Genomic DNA, 14,488 nt, shown 5'->3' on the forward strand with positions numbered 1-14,488 from the left:
AACATTATATGCTATAATTTTTAATAAAACTTTAACATATTTTTAATTTTATATTAACATTTAAGATAATTATTATCAATATTGATATAATATTACACAATTTAAAAAAAAGGTTAGCTTATGCAAGATATTGAGACTTTAAAACATTTAGTAGATTATGGAGTAATATCTCTTTTAATTTTTATGAGTTTTGTAGCTGTTTTTTTCTTTATTGAAAGAGTAATTTTCTACAAAAACATTAATGTAAACTCTTATAAAACAAAAAAAGCACTTGATGTTGCACTTACAAAACATCTTACAATAATTGGAACAATTGCTTCAAATTCACCATATATTGGTCTATTAGGAACTGTTTTAGCAATTATGCTTACATTTATGACTATGGGAAATGCAGGAGATATAGATGCAGCAAAAATTATGGAGAGTTTAGCATTAGCTTTAAAAGCAACTGCTGTTGGACTTGTTGTTGCTATTATATCTATGGTTTTTTATAATATCTTAAGTAGATTTGCAGAAGTTTTGGAGAGTGAATATGAAGTTGCAGAAGTTTGATTCAATAAATGTTATTCCATTTATTGATGTATTATTAGTGCTTTTAGCTATAGTTTTGCTAACATCTACATTTATTACAAAAGGAATTATTCCTGTAAATTTACCAGATGCACAAAATGCTAGTAAACTAAAAAGTGATAAAGAGATGATAATTGTAATAAATGAACAAGGTCAGCTATTTTTAGAAGATATGCAAATTGCTTTAGAGAATATTGAGTTTGAGCTTTTACAAAAATCAAAAGAGACACCAATTCATCTAAATACAGATAAAAATACAAAATTTGAACACTTTGTAAATGTTTTAGATATGTTAAAGAAAAATGAGTTCTCAAATGTATCAATTGTAACAAAGAAGTAAAAGGTTTATAAAAATGAAACGATATTTAAACTCTTTTTTTATAACTAGCTCTTTATATATAGTATCTGGTATTGTTTTTTTATACTCTATAAACCAAATACAAATTAGTCAAAAAAAAGAGGAGAGTGTTACAAAAATCTCTTTAAACAGCGTTGCTATTTATGAAGCAGTAGAAAAAGTAGAAGATCCTATAAAAGAAGAGATAAAAGAGGAGGTTATTGAAAAAATTGTTGAAATCCCTACTCCAAAAGTTATTGAAAAACCAAAAAAAGTTGAAAAGAAGATTGTAAAAAAAGAGAAAAAGATTGAAAAAGTTGTTGAGAAAGTTATTGAAAAGCCAAGTGAAGATATTGAAAAAACAGAACAAATTGTTGAAAACGAAACAGTAACAAAACAGGAAAACTCTGCTTTAGCTAATTCAAATATACAAAAAAACCAAAAACTAGAGAGTGAATATTTAGCAAAAGTACAAGCAAAGATAGAGAAAAATAAAATATATCCAAAATCTGCAAAAAGATTAAATCAAACAGGAAAAGTGATAGTTTCATTTGATATTTTAAAAGATGGAAAAGTTACAAATATAAGAATTATTCATAAATCAAAGTTTGAAAAACTGGATGATGCTAGTATTGAACTTCTTGCAAATATAGGTTTTTTTGAAGCTATCCCAAATGAGCTAAATAAAACAGTTTGGAATATACAAATTCCTATAAATTATCAAATAAACTAAAACTAGATTTTAATAAATTTAAACTTAGTAAGTTTTTTACAACTCTCCTCTAAATGCTTTGTCTAAAATAGATGCTTTTAGCTCTTTTAGGCTTTGCATTTTTGATTTTTGAAGCTCTTTTATTTTCTTCATTTTATTTGAAATTTCATCTAAATATGTAACTACTTTTTGTTGGATTTTTTGGGGTGGAAGTGGAATTTTTAATTCTTTAATAAATTCTAATTTAACACCTTTTACTGTTGCACCTGTTCCATTACTTAATATATGTTTTTCTATATTTTTAAAAAAATTAAATAAATATCTAATATTTAAATTATCGGCTTTTTTAGGTATTAATCCTTTTAAATCTTGATTTATTGCAGTATCATCTTCTAAATAGCAAACTTTTCCTAATCCTACTCTTGTAGCAATAACGATTCCATTTTTAGGAATTATATTAGATGAACTTTTTTTTAATCCAATTTCTGTAATTGACAATTCTGTTTTTATAATTTTTTCAACATTCATATCTCTAACTGTTGCCCATTTAATAGTCCCATTTTCCCAATATTCTTTATTTGCTTTAGATGGAGTTCCTCCACCAATTATTTTGATAATCTCATTTAATTGTTTTTTTTCATATTTCTCTTCTAATTCTCCAAAAACATCATTTAAAATACTTGACATAAAAATATCTACCTCTTCACAATTTTTCTGATGTAAAGCTATGGCTTTATCTATTTTTTCAAATAAAATATCCAACTTTGCCACAATCCTTTTTTGTTCTTCAAGTGGTGGGAATGGAATAGAAATTAATTTTGCATTTTGATTATTTATCGCTTTTTGTGTACCACCTCCACAAAGTTCATCTTTTTTTGAATTAAAATAATTAGTTTTAAAATAGTACTTTAGATATTTAGATTCAAATTTATTATTCAAAATTTCTATTCCAATAAATCCAGTTGAAATAATATATGAATTTGATATATCTAAATTTACTGATAATACCTTTTCTGTTGCTTGCATTTTTGCAAAAAAAACATCTCCTAATAATGGTTGTAAATTTGCTCTAGAAGGTCTATTATCATAAGTTATAATCTCTTCAACCGAACAAATTTTATTATTTTGAATACTTTTAGTCGATAAATAGTTTTTTTCTCCAATAAATTTATTTATTCCACTAGCTTTAATTTTATTTGAGTTTTTATCATCGATAAAAACCCACTCCCAATCATTCGGCAAGTTATATAATTCACTCATCTATATCTTTTCCAATCAAAATATCTTCAACTTCATCTAGCAAATCATTTATCAAAGCGTTGTTTAGTTTTATATTTTCCACAAGTTCTATTGGACTTTTGTGCTCTATTTTCTCATTTTTATTTGGATTTTTTGCACTTAAATCAAAATCTTTTATATCATTTACATTTACTATCCAAGAATTTTCTGTGATTTTTCTATCTTTCCAACACTCTAAAAACTCATAAAAATGTTCTAAAACAATTGGCTTGTTTTTTGTAAGTTTAGAGGCAAGATTTACCTCATAGTAGTAAATATCACTTGTACTTCCAGCTCTATCAAAGAAAATAACATTTGTTTTAACAGCACTATAAGGCAAAAAAACTCCACTAGGAAGAGATAAAATAGTATGTATATTAAACTTCTCTAGCAACTCTTTTTTCACACTTGCAAAGGCATTGTTTGTTTGAAATAAAACTCCCTCAGGAATTACAACTCCACATCTTCCACCTTGCTTTAAATGATTCATCATATGCTGCAAAAAGAGCAACTCTGTTGCATTTGATTTTATAGGGAAGTTGCTTTGTATTTGCTCTTTCTCTTTTCCACCAAAAGGAGGATTTGCCAAAATACAATCAAATCTATCTTTCTCTTCAAGTCCTCTAATATTTTTTGTAAGAGTATTTGATTTACTTATATTTGGAGATTCTATTCCGTGTAAAATCATATTCATAACACCCATCACATAAGATAGTGGAGTTTTTTCATTTCCAAAAAAAGTATCTTCATTTAAAAATTTTAGTTGGTCTGTTGATAACTCTCTTTGAATGTTTTTCTCTACATCTTCATATCTTATATGATTATAAGCTTCAATCAAAAATCCACAAGACCCAACTGCTGGGTCATAAATAGTTTGCCCAATTTGTGGATTTACAACATCGGTAATTACTTTTATAAGTGGTCGTGGAGTATAAAACTCTCCACTATTTCCACCATCACTTCCCATATCTTTTAGAAGTTTTTCGTAAATAATTGATAATTGAAAAAGGTCTGATTGGCTGTGAAAATCCATATTATCAATAATATCAAGGATTTCTCTAAGAGTATGACCATTTGCAATACGGTTATCCAAAAACTCAAATATTGCACCTATTTTGTACTTTATAGATTTTGGATTTTCGTTTATAGATTTAAAGCTTTTTAGATATGGAAATAACTCTTTATTTACAAAATCAAGTAAATCATCTCCACTTTGTGCATTTAAAACATCTATTTTTCCATCTTTTTTGGGAGTTGCCCAAATATTCCATCTATATTTTTCTTCTAAGATATATGTATAGTTCTCTCCATCTAGCTGTGCATCTTCATATTTACTATCTTCTAAATCTGATAAAAATTTTAAAAACAAAATCCAAGAGATTTGCTCTGTGTAGTGCATCGCACCACTTATTCCATCATCTCTTCTTAGGATGTCTGTTATTCTGTTTATTTTGCTTTCCAAATCTCTTTTCCTTTTATTATTTATAAATTTTATATTTATATGTAAAGTTTTTGCTCTTTTTTTAACATATCATCTACTATATGTAAAAATTTTGTAATTTTTTACTCATAGCTTTATACCTATGGGTAAATTTTATATTTTTTTACTCATAGCTTAACAAATATGAGTAATTTTTGATGAATTTTACCTATATACCTTTTCGTAATAAATTAAACAATTCAATATTCATAAAAAATTTACTATTTTTAATTTGTATATTTTCCAATATTCCAATATTTTCAAGTTCATTTAAATACTTAGATGCTGTTTTTCTAGTAACACTTAATCTATCAACCAAAAAATCTATTTTTGTATATGGGTGCATAAAAAGTATCTCTACTAAATCTTTACTATAAATTTTTGGTAACTCTTGCGATATTTTATCTTGAGTTTTTGTCATCAAATTACTAATATTATTTATAAGTTCTATTGTTTCAAGAGAAGTTTGTTCAACTGCATCAAGCATATATAAAATCCACTCTTCCCATTTATCTTGTGTTCTTACTTCTTGTAAAAGTCTATAATAATCGGCTTTATGTGTGATGATATAACGGCTTAGATAAAGTACAGGAATATCTAATAAATCTTTTAGTATCAAATACAAAATATTTATAATTCTTCCAGTTCTTCCATTTCCATCATAAAAAGGGTGGATTGATTCAAACTGATGATGAATAATTGCCATATTTACAAGTGAGTCAATATCATTTGGCTCATTAATATAATTTTCAAGATTTGTAAGAAGTTCTTGTATAGTTTCATAATCTTGTGGTGGAGTATAAATCACTTCTCCTGTCAAACTATTTTTTAGATTTGTTCCAGCTTGTTTTCTAACTCCTGCATCATTTTGTTCTAAAATAGCTTGAATATCTACTATATGTTTTTTTAAAAGTAGTTTTGTATCTTTTACAAGGGCAAAACCTCTTAGAAGTGCTTCTTTGTAGTTTTGTACCTCTTTTGCTTCATTTGTTACGCTTTCTATATCCAAATTTGCTCTATAGAGTTCATCGTGTGTTGTGATGATATTTTCAATAGCACTACTATCTTTTGCTTCTTGTAATACCAAAGAGTTTATTAAAATAGCACTATTTGGAATAATCCTTGCAACTCCGTTTAAATTTGCTAAAGCTCTATTTGTTGATATTGCTTTTTTTAGAACTTTTGGGGTTTCGATAGATTGTGTTAGTGGTAAAGTAATTATCATTTTTTTATCTTTTGTTTAATATTTTCTTGAAAAATATGTTTTTCAAGCATATACATTTTTTTATGATTATAATCTTTTAATGAACCATCATTTTGAAAAAGTTGAAAATTGTCTAACAATTCTGAATAATAATTCTTTAATTTACCTTCTTTGTAATAAAATACTCTAAAACTATTAATTAAGAATATTTCATTTTCTTCTTCATCTAAACTATAAAATAAGAAAAAGTTCTTCCTTAAATTTTGATGTTCTTCAAAGCTACTCAATACATTATTATAAGTAGCCACTATATCTTTGTTATTTAAAAATTTTGTAATATCGTTGTTTATGTGCGAAAATTTTTCTTTATCTTTAAAAATCAAAACTTGATTATTTATTCCACTTACCGTATTTTGGATATATCCTTCAAAATCAAATTTGTATTTTTGTTTAATTGTTTCTTCTTGTATTATTTCATGTTCAATTCCAAAACAACACATTAAATTTAAAAAGATATCAGCTTGTTGAGTTATTAATGGAATACTTGATTTTTGAGACCATTTTAATTTTGATAGCATTTTTGATTTTTGATTTTTGATTTTTTTATTTATATATTCTTCTGTAATACCTAAGGAATTTAACCAAATATTTCTCTCTTTGTAGTAGCGTCTGCCAAATTCAACTTTATAATCATCTTTTTTTAATATTTGTTGAGCATAAAATTCATATATTGAATCTCCATAATATTCTTCATTTAATATAACATACCATTCAAAAGTAGAAAATAACTCTATATAGCAAATTAAAACTTTTTTGCCTTTTGAAACTTTTGGGTCATAATCAATCGTAAATAAAATAAGATTATGAAATGGATAATGTTCAAATTCATTTTTTTGAACCTCAATTAACTCATCAATCACTCCCAAAGGATAAAAAGGAATTGCCAATATTTTATCATGAATTTTAGCTTCATTTGTGTTTTTATCAATGTTTAAAACTAGTGGGATATCTTCTCGTTCTACACCAAAACTTGAGGCGAATCCAATAGCAATTTTTGCTAATCCTTTTTTGAAAGCTTTATTGTCCATATTAAAAGGAAACTTTACAAGCCCATCTATATCATCACAAATGATAACTTCAGGTTTCCTGCAAAACTCACTAAACTGATATTGAAAATCTTTTAAAGTTAAAATTTTAACTTCATTCAACCACTTTAATTTTTTTGATTTTATAAAAATTTGATTAAGTAAATTTTCATTAATTTCTTTTTTTACTTTTTTTGATTTATAGCTTTCAGCAGTTTGTTCATTAGCATAAATAATCACGAATCTTTTATCAATCGTGTAAAGATGAAATGGTTTTACGGGAGATACTTTAAAGTCTTTCCAAACTACATCTATATTCCCCATTTTACCTTTAACAGATTTAGTACTTTGATTATTACCTTTTCTATCTTGTTTAATATCTAATCTTGTAGCTATGTCTTCAAATATTTTAACAAAAGGTACATCTACTTCATTTCCTAATTTACTACCACAAGAAGAACACAATATGTCATTTACAGTTAAATTTCCTCCTATTGATTGCTGAATGATATGTTCATCATGTTTTTTCACATCCTTATCATCAAACTCTTTTCCACATAAATAACATTTATTCATACTTTTACTCATCTATAAATCTCTTTTTGAAGCTCAAAATACTCATCTCTTATTTTAAAATCACCAAATGAAGTCATAAGTTCTCTTCTATCAAATCCACTTTGCTCTATAAGTGTTGAGAGTTTATTCTCTTCTAACTCTTTGAAGCCATATTTTCTATATTTTTCTAAGATAAACTCTATAAAATCTTTTGCTTTTTCATTTTGATATTTCTCTATAAATTTTGAGTTTAAAGCAGCTATTGCTCTCTCATCTCTTGTTTTTATATCACAATTAAAAGACAAATGAGCTAAAACATCATAAATATCACTATTTTTTGCTTCAAAAATATCTTTTAAATCTTCAAGTTGAGACTCATCTATATTCATATCTTTTAGTTTCTCTAAAAGCTCTTTTCTATTTTTTGGATTACTCCAAATATCTCTTAGAGTTTGTTCATCATTATAAAATCTTCCCAAAACACCTATTAAAAGTTCAAGATATTCAGAACTTCTTAAAGGCTTTCCATCTACTCCTACATATCTTGTCTCTATATTTATTACTTTTAGTTTTTTACCTTTTATATCTATGATTACTTGCTCTTTTTTTGCCTTTTCCTCTTTTGTTTTTGCTTCAAATTCATCATCATTAAAAGAGTTTTCTTTTTTATTTTGCTCTTTTTTTTCTTCATCTATTTTATTCTCTTCATTAAGCTCATCATCTTCAATATCTTCTATCTTTGTTGTTTTTATATCAACACTCAAAGGGTCATCATCCCAAGCTTTATCATAAAAGAGATTTGTAGCACCTACAAAATCTATAATAGTGAAGAAATCTTTTCCTTCATAAGTTCTTGTTCCTCTTCCAATTATCTGTTTAAACTCAGTCATAGAAGCAATTGGTGCAGTTAAAACTACATTTCGTACATTTTTTGCATCAACTCCAGTTGTTAGCATTTTTGAGCTTGTAAGAATAGTTGGAATATCCAAATCATTGTTTTGAAATTTCTCTAAAAATTCTCTTCCTAACTCCCCTTCATCACTTGTAACTCTTACACAATAGTTGCTATCTTTTATAGTTTTATATCTATCTATTGATATTTTCATATCCATCGCATGTTTTTGATTTACACAAAAAATAATTGTTTTATCAAAAGGATTTATATTTTCTAAAATTGTTTTTGCTAAAAGTCTTGTTCTTTTTGGAATAACAACACTCTTTTCAAACTCTTGAAGTGTTACTATATTTTTATCCAACTCACCTGTGATTATATCATCAGGATTGAAGTGATATTCATCTATATTTGTTTGAATTCTTTTTACTTTATATGGAGTTAAGAATCCATCATTTATTCCATCTTTTAAAGAGTATTCATAAACTGGTTCTCCAAAGTATTTGTAAGTATCGCCGTTGTCATCTCTTTTTGGAGTTGCTGTAAGTCCCAAATGAGTAGCGCTAGAAAAATGATTTAAAATATCTCTCCAAGAGCTATCATCGTTGCTACTTCCTCTGTGGCACTCATCTATGATAATTAGGTCAAAAAAGTTTGATGGATACTGTTTGTAGTAAGCTATTACATCATCTTCATTTTCATCTTCACAACTTTCTATATTTCTATTTTTATTCTCTGCAATTGATTGATAAATAGCAAAAAAGACATTTCCATTTGTAGGAACTTTTCCACCTCTTCTTTTTATATCTTTTCCATTTATATCCACCAAATCTTTTTCCATAGGATTAAACTCATTCATAGCCTGAGATTTTAAAACATTTCTATCTGCAAGAATCAAGATTTTTGGTCTTCTATTTGTTTTATCTTTATTCCACTTCGATTGAAACAATCTATATACAATTTGAAAAGCTATATATGTTTTTCCTGTTCCCGTTGCCAAAGTTAAAAGAACTCTATCTTTATCATTTGCTATTGTTTCAACTGCTTTTTGAACTGCTATTTGTTGATAAAATCTTGGTTTTTTATTCCCTTCAAAATAGAAAGATTGAGTTATTACTTTTTCTTCTTGCTCTTTTAATTTTCCAAATTTTCTATAAAAAAGCTCATCTGGAGTTGGATAATCTTCTATAAAGTCACCTTTTCCACTAATAAGTGAGTGCTCATAAATCTTAGTTCCATTTGTAGAGTAAACAAAATCGATTTTTAGTTTTTGTGCATAGTTTATAACTTGTTGAAGTCCATCTAGTGGATCTTTGTTTTGGGCTTTTGCTTCAATAATTGCTAGATTTGTATTTTTGTAAACTAAGAGATAATCTACAAAATATCTATTTCCTCTTTTTCCGCCTATTAATTTTCTACCATCTGTAAAATAGTATTCTCTAACTATATTTGAAGATTTCCATTGAGATTTTTCCAATTTTGGATCTATTAAATTTGCACGAGTATCAGATTCACTATAAGCCATATTTTCCCTATATTTAAAAAATGTTAGATTATATCCAATAATAAGTTAAATAGATTTATCAAAAAATAATAAAAAAAAGAGGAGTGAAAGCCACTCCTCTTTTAAAAGTTTTTATCTCTTTTTTGGTACTTTTACATCATACCAGGCATTCCACCCATACCGCTCATATCTGGCATTGCAGGAACTTTATCTTCTTTAACTTCAGTTACTGTTGCTTCTGTTGTCAGAAGAAGTGAAGCTACAGATACTGCATTTTGCATAGCAACTCTTTCTACTTTTGCAGGATCCACAATTCCAGCTTCAAACATATCTACATACTCTCCACTTGCTGCATTAAATCCTAAATTATCATTAGAAGATTTTTCAACTTCATTTGCAACAACACCAGCATCATATCCAGCATTTAAAGCAATTTGTTTTAATGGTGCTTTAATAGCTCTTAAAACGATATTTGCACCAATTAATTCATCTTCTTTTAGCTCTAGTTTTACTTTTGCAGCAGCTCTTATTAATGCAGCTCCTCCACCAATTACAATTCCTTCTTCAACAGCAGCTCTTGTTGCACTTAATGCATCATCAACTCTATCTTTTTTCTCTTTCATTTCAGTTTCAGTTGCAGCACCAACTTTAATAACAGCAACTCCGCCACTAAGTTTTGCAAGTCTTTCTTGAAGTTTTTCTCTATCATAATCACTTGTTGTATTTGCAATCTCTGCTTTAATTTGATTTACTCTTGCTAAAACTGCATCTTTAGTTCCATTTCCATCAACTATTGTTGTGTTATCTTTATCTATTACAATTTTAGAAGCAACTCCTAATGCACTTAAATCAGTAGTTTCAAGTTTCATTCCCATCTCTTCAGAAATAACTGTTCCACCTGTTAAAACAGCAATATCTTCAAGCATAGCTTTTCTTCTATCACCAAAACCTGGAGCTTTAACAGCAGCAATTTGTAATGCACCCCTTAATCTATTTACAACTAAAGTTGCAAGAGCTTCTCCATCTACATCTTCAGCTACAATTAAAAGTGGACGTCCAGCTTTATTTACACCTTCAAGAATTGGTAATAGCTCTTTTAAAGATGAGATTTTTTTATCATATAAAAGGATAAAAGGATTATCAAACTCTGTTGTCATTTTTTCTGGATTTGTTACAAAATATGGACTTAAATATCCTCTATCAAACTGCATTCCTTCAACAACATCTAGTTCATCAGAAATTCCTTTTGCTTCTTCAACTGTAATAACTCCATCTTTCCCAACTTTTTCCATAGCTTCAGCAATCATCTTTCCAATTGCACTATCAGAGTTTGCAGAAATTGTAGCAACTTGCTCAATTTCAGTTTTATTTTCAACAACTCTCGAAGCTTTTTTAAGTTCAACTAAAATTGCTTCACAAGCTTTGTCCATTCCTCTTTTTAAAGATATTGGATTTGCACCAGCTGTTACATTTCTAAGACCCTCTTTAAAGATTGAGTGAGCTAAAACTGTTGCTGTTGTTGTACCATCTCCAGCTTCATCAGCTGTTTTACTAGCTACCTCTTTTACAAGTTGAGCACCCATATTCTCTAAAGTATCAGCAAGTTCAATCTCTCTTGCTACACTTACACCATCTTTTGTAATCGTTGGTGCACCAAAAGATTTTTGTAATAAAACATTTCTTCCTCTAGGTCCCATTGTCACTTTTACAGCATCTGCTAATTTTTCAACACCTGCAAAAAGTCTATTTCTTGCATTATCACTAAATATAATCTCTTTACTCATTACATAACTCCTAAAATATTTTCAACATTTAATACAAGGTAATCATTACCATCAATTTTAATCTCAGTTCCTCTATATTGTTCAAATATAATAGTATCTCCAACTTTTATATCTTCAACTTTAGTTCCAATTGCAATAACCTTTGCGTTTGCTGGTTTCTCTTTTGCATTATCTGGAATTATAATTCCACTTGCTGTTTTGTTTTCAGCCTCTACTCTTTCTACTAAAACTCTTTCACCTAGTGGTTTAAAATTCATCTTTTTTCCTTTTTTATAATTTAAACTTTATAATTTAGCTTAAAATTAGCACTTGCTAGTTTTAAGTGCCAAATTTTATACAATTTTTTCTTTTTTGTCAATAAACTTTAGTCATTTTAACTAAGAGTTGTATTTTTTATGCCTATTTATATAGCTTACTAATAAATCTTTTAAACTATCTTTTAACTCATCATCAAAGACTTCTAGTCTCTCTAAACATTTTTGTGCCAAATCATCTGCACTTTTTTTCGCTTCTTCTAAACCTAAAAGATTTACAAAAGAGTTTTTAAAGCTGTCATTTTGTGTCGTTTTTCCAGCTTCTTCACTACTTTCAAGTTCATCAATAATATCATCTTGGATTTGAAACAAAAGTCCCAAATCTAAACCAAAACTATAAAGCTCTTCTTCTATTTTTTCACCACATGAAGCGATAATTGCACCCATTTTAAGACTTGCAGCAATTAACTTTGCTGTTTTATTTAAGTGCAAAAACTCCAACTTTTCTAACTCTAATTTTTGTTTTTCAAAGTGGCAATCTATTGCTTGACCAATTACCATACCATTTAATCCGCCATTATGCCCCAAAAGTTTTATTAGCTCTATTTTTATATCATTATGTAAACTTGCAGTTGCTATTAGATTAAAACTTTCACTATTTAAAGCATCCCCTACTAAAATAGCTGTTACTTCATCATATTTTATATGAAGTGTTGGAAATCCTCTTCTCAAACTTGCATTATCCATGGCAGGTAAATCATCATGAATTAAAGAGTATGTATGCAAAAACTCTATTGCCAAAGCAACTTTTAATGAGTTTTCTAAAAGCAAAGGTTTTTTTGCCTTTACGATACTTAAAAGTAGCATTGGACGAAATCTTTTACCACCTGCTATCAACATATCTTGCATAGCAGCTTCAAAATGTGGATGAAAACTATCTATTTTTGGAAGATTTTTTAGCAAAAATTCTTCAAACTCTCCTAAAAGCTCTTTCATCTATTTTTGACCAAAATTCCCAAAACCGCCCATATCTCCTAACATTCCTAGAGCCATACGCTTTTTATTCTCTTCACTTTGTTTTATTATATCATTCATACAAGAGATTAATAAAATTTGTAAAGAGTCCTTATCTTCAAGCAAAGAGTCATCAATTTTCAAATCAACAACTTCAGAGTTTCCATTGATTGATATCTCAACCATTCCCCCACCAGCTTTTGCTGTAAATAAATTTGAGGCATTGTTTTTCTCTTGCTCTTTTGCCATATCTTGAAACTTATTTATCATATCTCCAAGATTTAAGTTTTTTAAATCAATTCCATCAAACATAATCACTTCCTACAAGCTCATTTGTAATAAGCTCAATATTATTTTTATCATCAACTAAAACTACTGTTGGTTTATAATTTTTCAACTCTTCTTCACTATATGTAGCATAAGCGATTACAATTATTTTATCTCCAATAGCCACTTTTCTAGCAGCTGCACCATTTAAACACATATCTCTTTTTCCAAACTCACCTTTTATTACATAAGTTTGAAATCTCTCTCCATTATTAATATTTACAATATCAACTTTTTGCCCAACTCTTAGGTTACTAGCATTCATCAACTCTTCATCAATAGTAATTGAACCAACATAATTCAAATTTGCATCACTAACAGTCGCTCTATGAATTTTGCTGTATAACATTTCAAAAGTCATTTAGAAAATCCTTTATTAATTTTTCAAAGCTATTATACTATACTAATTTATTATAAAACTAAATTAAAGGAATAATTTATGAAGAAAATCATATTTTTGTTTTTGTCTTTTACACTTTTCTTATTTGCAAATGAGAGTGTACAAAAGAATCCAGTTGCTGTTTTTGATACAACAAAAGGTATCATTAAAGTTGAATTAAAACCAAACTTAGCACCAAAAGCTGTTGAGAATTTCGTGGCATTATCAAAAAAAGGCTACTATAATGGTCAAATTTTTCACAGAGTTATAAAAGGATTTATGATACAAGGTGGAGATCCAACAGGAACAGGAGCTGGTGGAGAATCAATTTGGAATAAAGATTTTGAAGATGAATTTGCACCAAATGCAGTTTTTGATAAACCATATATTTTAGCTATGGCAAATAGAGGTAAAAACACAAATGGAAGTCAGTTTTTCATAACAACAGCTCCAACATATTGGTTAAATGGAATGCATACAATTTTTGGTTATGTAATAGATGGTAAAAATATTGTAAAAGATATAGAAAATGTAAAAACAACAGGAAGAAATGGTGGCGATAAGCCATTAGATGATGTAAAGATAAATAAAATAACTATAGAAGAGTAAAAAGTGGGATTAAGTTTTAATCCCCTAACTCCTCTTTACAAACAACTTTTTCAATATCCATAAGAACTAACATCTTATTATCGTGTAGTCTTACATAACCTTTTAAGTATCTTGCAGGAATTCCTGAACCCATTTCAGATACTGGAGCTAACATTGAAGTATCAATTTTTTGAACATCATCAACTAAATCAACAACAATTCCTATCATCCTTTTATCTTCAGTAATAACTGTAATAATAGATGTATTTACATCATAAATTGCTGGTCCTGTGTTAAATTTAATCCTAATATCTAAAATAGGAACAACTTCTCCCCTTGAATTAATTAAACCTTTTACCCAATTTGAAGTATTTGGTAAAGTTGTAATATTATCTGGATAAGTCAATATCTCTTTTATTTTTGGTAACTCTATAGCATATTTCATCTTCCCTAATTCAAATGTCATAAACTCAGTTATATTTGAACCAAGAGTTTTCTTTTCGTGATTATGTTCCATTTTAATCC

15 protein-coding genes are annotated in these 14,488 nt (G+C 27.9%); 4 read left to right on the forward strand and 11 right to left on the reverse strand.

Features of this window, described 5'->3' with window-relative positions; translation table 11 throughout:
* Nucleotides 1-120: 120 nt before the first annotated feature.
* Genes exbB through ATR_RS06900 form a run of 3 tightly spaced genes read left to right on the forward strand, consistent with a single transcriptional unit; the run spans nucleotide 121 to nucleotide 1,640 of the window.
* A complete protein-coding gene (gene exbB / locus ATR_RS06890; RefSeq protein WP_115428735.1) occupies nucleotides 121-552 on the forward strand; it encodes a TonB-system energizer ExbB in 432 nt (143 codons plus the stop codon).
* Nucleotides 533-910, forward strand: a complete 378-nt coding sequence (gene exbD, locus ATR_RS06895) for a TonB system transport protein ExbD (RefSeq protein ID WP_115428736.1) — start codon at nucleotides 533-535, stop codon at nucleotides 908-910. The genes exbB and exbD overlap by 20 nt, the downstream gene beginning before the upstream one ends.
* 13 nt (nucleotides 911-923) lie before the next feature.
* Nucleotides 924-1,640, forward strand: a complete 717-nt coding sequence (locus ATR_RS06900; protein WP_115428737.1) for an energy transducer TonB — start codon at nucleotides 924-926, stop codon at nucleotides 1,638-1,640.
* 36 nt (nucleotides 1,641-1,676) lie between these two features.
* Here ATR_RS06900 and ATR_RS06905 read toward each other — a convergent pair whose 3' ends face one another.
* From ATR_RS06905 to panD, 10 genes are all read right to left on the reverse strand, one after another.
* Nucleotides 1,677-2,879: a restriction endonuclease subunit S gene (locus tag ATR_RS06905; protein WP_115428738.1), complete on the reverse strand. Its 1,203-nt coding sequence runs from the start codon at nucleotides 2,877-2,879 to the stop codon at nucleotides 1,677-1,679.
* On the reverse strand, nucleotides 2,872-4,359 hold the full coding sequence (locus ATR_RS06910; protein WP_115428739.1) for a type I restriction-modification system subunit M: 1,488 nt from the start codon (nucleotides 4,357-4,359) through the stop codon (nucleotides 2,872-2,874). The genes ATR_RS06905 and ATR_RS06910 overlap by 8 nt, the downstream gene beginning before the upstream one ends.
* 187 nt (nucleotides 4,360-4,546) lie before the next feature.
* Complete coding sequence (locus tag ATR_RS06915; RefSeq protein ID WP_115428740.1) at nucleotides 4,547-5,602, reverse strand: Fic family protein; 1,056 nt, start codon at nucleotides 5,600-5,602, stop codon at nucleotides 4,547-4,549.
* A complete protein-coding gene (locus ATR_RS06920) occupies nucleotides 5,599-7,254 on the reverse strand; it encodes an HNH endonuclease (protein WP_115428741.1) in 1,656 nt (551 codons plus the stop codon). Before ATR_RS06920 ends, ATR_RS06915 begins: the two co-directional genes overlap by 4 nt.
* Nucleotides 7,251-9,638 carry an EcoAI/FtnUII family type I restriction enzme subunit R gene (hsdR, locus tag ATR_RS06925; protein WP_115428742.1) on the reverse strand — a complete coding sequence of 796 codons (2,388 nt, stop codon included), beginning with the start codon at nucleotides 9,636-9,638 and terminating at the stop codon, nucleotides 7,251-7,253. The genes ATR_RS06920 and hsdR overlap by 4 nt, the downstream gene beginning before the upstream one ends.
* 131 nt (nucleotides 9,639-9,769) lie before the next feature.
* On the reverse strand, nucleotides 9,770-11,401 hold the full coding sequence (gene groL, locus ATR_RS06930) for a chaperonin GroEL (RefSeq protein WP_115428743.1): 1,632 nt from the start codon (nucleotides 11,399-11,401) through the stop codon (nucleotides 9,770-9,772).
* Nucleotides 11,401-11,658, reverse strand: coding sequence for a co-chaperone GroES (gene groES, locus ATR_RS06935; RefSeq protein ID WP_115428744.1), 258 nt, complete (start codon nucleotides 11,656-11,658; stop codon nucleotides 11,401-11,403). The genes groL and groES overlap by 1 nt, the downstream gene beginning before the upstream one ends.
* A 120-nt stretch (nucleotides 11,659-11,778) precedes the next feature.
* Nucleotides 11,779-12,651: a polyprenyl synthetase family protein gene (locus tag ATR_RS06940; RefSeq protein ID WP_115428745.1), complete on the reverse strand. Its 873-nt coding sequence runs from the start codon at nucleotides 12,649-12,651 to the stop codon at nucleotides 11,779-11,781.
* Nucleotides 12,652-12,981, reverse strand: coding sequence for a YbaB/EbfC family nucleoid-associated protein (locus ATR_RS06945; RefSeq protein ID WP_115428746.1), 330 nt, complete (start codon nucleotides 12,979-12,981; stop codon nucleotides 12,652-12,654). It lies immediately after the preceding gene.
* Nucleotides 12,974-13,357 (reverse strand): aspartate 1-decarboxylase, encoded by a 384-nt coding sequence (gene panD, locus ATR_RS06950; RefSeq protein ID WP_115428747.1) that lies wholly within the window; start codon nucleotides 13,355-13,357, stop codon nucleotides 12,974-12,976. Before panD ends, ATR_RS06945 begins: the two co-directional genes overlap by 8 nt.
* A gap of 78 nt (nucleotides 13,358-13,435) precedes the next feature.
* On the opposite strand from panD, the gene ATR_RS06955 reads away from it, so the two are divergent.
* Nucleotides 13,436-13,984, forward strand: coding sequence for a peptidylprolyl isomerase (locus tag ATR_RS06955; protein ID WP_115428748.1), 549 nt, complete (start codon nucleotides 13,436-13,438; stop codon nucleotides 13,982-13,984).
* 16 nt (nucleotides 13,985-14,000) lie between these two features.
* On the opposite strand, the gene ATR_RS06960 is transcribed toward ATR_RS06955, so the two are convergent.
* Nucleotides 14,001-14,480, reverse strand: a complete 480-nt coding sequence (locus ATR_RS06960; protein WP_115428749.1) for a chemotaxis protein CheW — start codon at nucleotides 14,478-14,480, stop codon at nucleotides 14,001-14,003.
* Nucleotides 14,481-14,488: the final 8 nt, after the last annotated feature.

Source organism: Aliarcobacter trophiarum LMG 25534 (assembly GCF_003355515.1).
Classification (GTDB): domain Bacteria; phylum Campylobacterota; class Campylobacteria; order Campylobacterales; family Arcobacteraceae; genus Aliarcobacter; species Aliarcobacter trophiarum.

What these genes read in the sequence shown, in the direction of transcription:
- exbD (WP_115428736.1), top strand. Translation starts at nt 533, where the DNA reads ATGAAGTTGCAGAAGTTTGATTCAATAAATGTTATTCCATTTATTGAT.
- ATR_RS06955 (WP_115428748.1), top strand. Translation starts at nt 13,436, where the DNA reads ATGAAGAAAATCATATTTTTGTTTTTGTCTTTTACACTTTTCTTATTT.
- groL (WP_115428743.1), bottom strand. Translation starts at nt 11,401, where the DNA reads ATGAGTAAAGAGATTATATTTAGTGATAATGCAAGAAATAGACTTTTT.
- ATR_RS06900 (WP_115428737.1), top strand. Translation starts at nt 924, where the DNA reads ATGAAACGATATTTAAACTCTTTTTTTATAACTAGCTCTTTATATATA.
- ATR_RS06905 (WP_115428738.1), bottom strand. Translation starts at nt 2,879, where the DNA reads ATGAGTGAATTATATAACTTGCCGAATGATTGGGAGTGGGTTTTTATC.
- exbB (WP_115428735.1), top strand. Translation starts at nt 121, where the DNA reads ATGCAAGATATTGAGACTTTAAAACATTTAGTAGATTATGGAGTAATA.
- ATR_RS06915 (WP_115428740.1), bottom strand. Translation starts at nt 5,602, where the DNA reads ATGATAATTACTTTACCACTAACACAATCTATCGAAACCCCAAAAGTT.
- ATR_RS06945 (WP_115428746.1), bottom strand. Translation starts at nt 12,981, where the DNA reads ATGTTTGATGGAATTGATTTAAAAAACTTAAATCTTGGAGATATGATA.
- ATR_RS06920 (WP_115428741.1), bottom strand. Translation starts at nt 7,254, where the DNA reads ATGAGTAAAAGTATGAATAAATGTTATTTATGTGGAAAAGAGTTTGAT.
- ATR_RS06940 (WP_115428745.1), bottom strand. Translation starts at nt 12,651, where the DNA reads ATGAAAGAGCTTTTAGGAGAGTTTGAAGAATTTTTGCTAAAAAATCTT.
- ATR_RS06960 (WP_115428749.1), bottom strand. Translation starts at nt 14,480, where the DNA reads ATGGAACATAATCACGAAAAGAAAACTCTTGGTTCAAATATAACTGAG.
- groES (WP_115428744.1), bottom strand. Translation starts at nt 11,658, where the DNA reads ATGAATTTTAAACCACTAGGTGAAAGAGTTTTAGTAGAAAGAGTAGAG.
- panD (WP_115428747.1), bottom strand. Translation starts at nt 13,357, where the DNA reads ATGACTTTTGAAATGTTATACAGCAAAATTCATAGAGCGACTGTTAGT.
- hsdR (WP_115428742.1), bottom strand. Translation starts at nt 9,638, where the DNA reads ATGGCTTATAGTGAATCTGATACTCGTGCAAATTTAATAGATCCAAAA.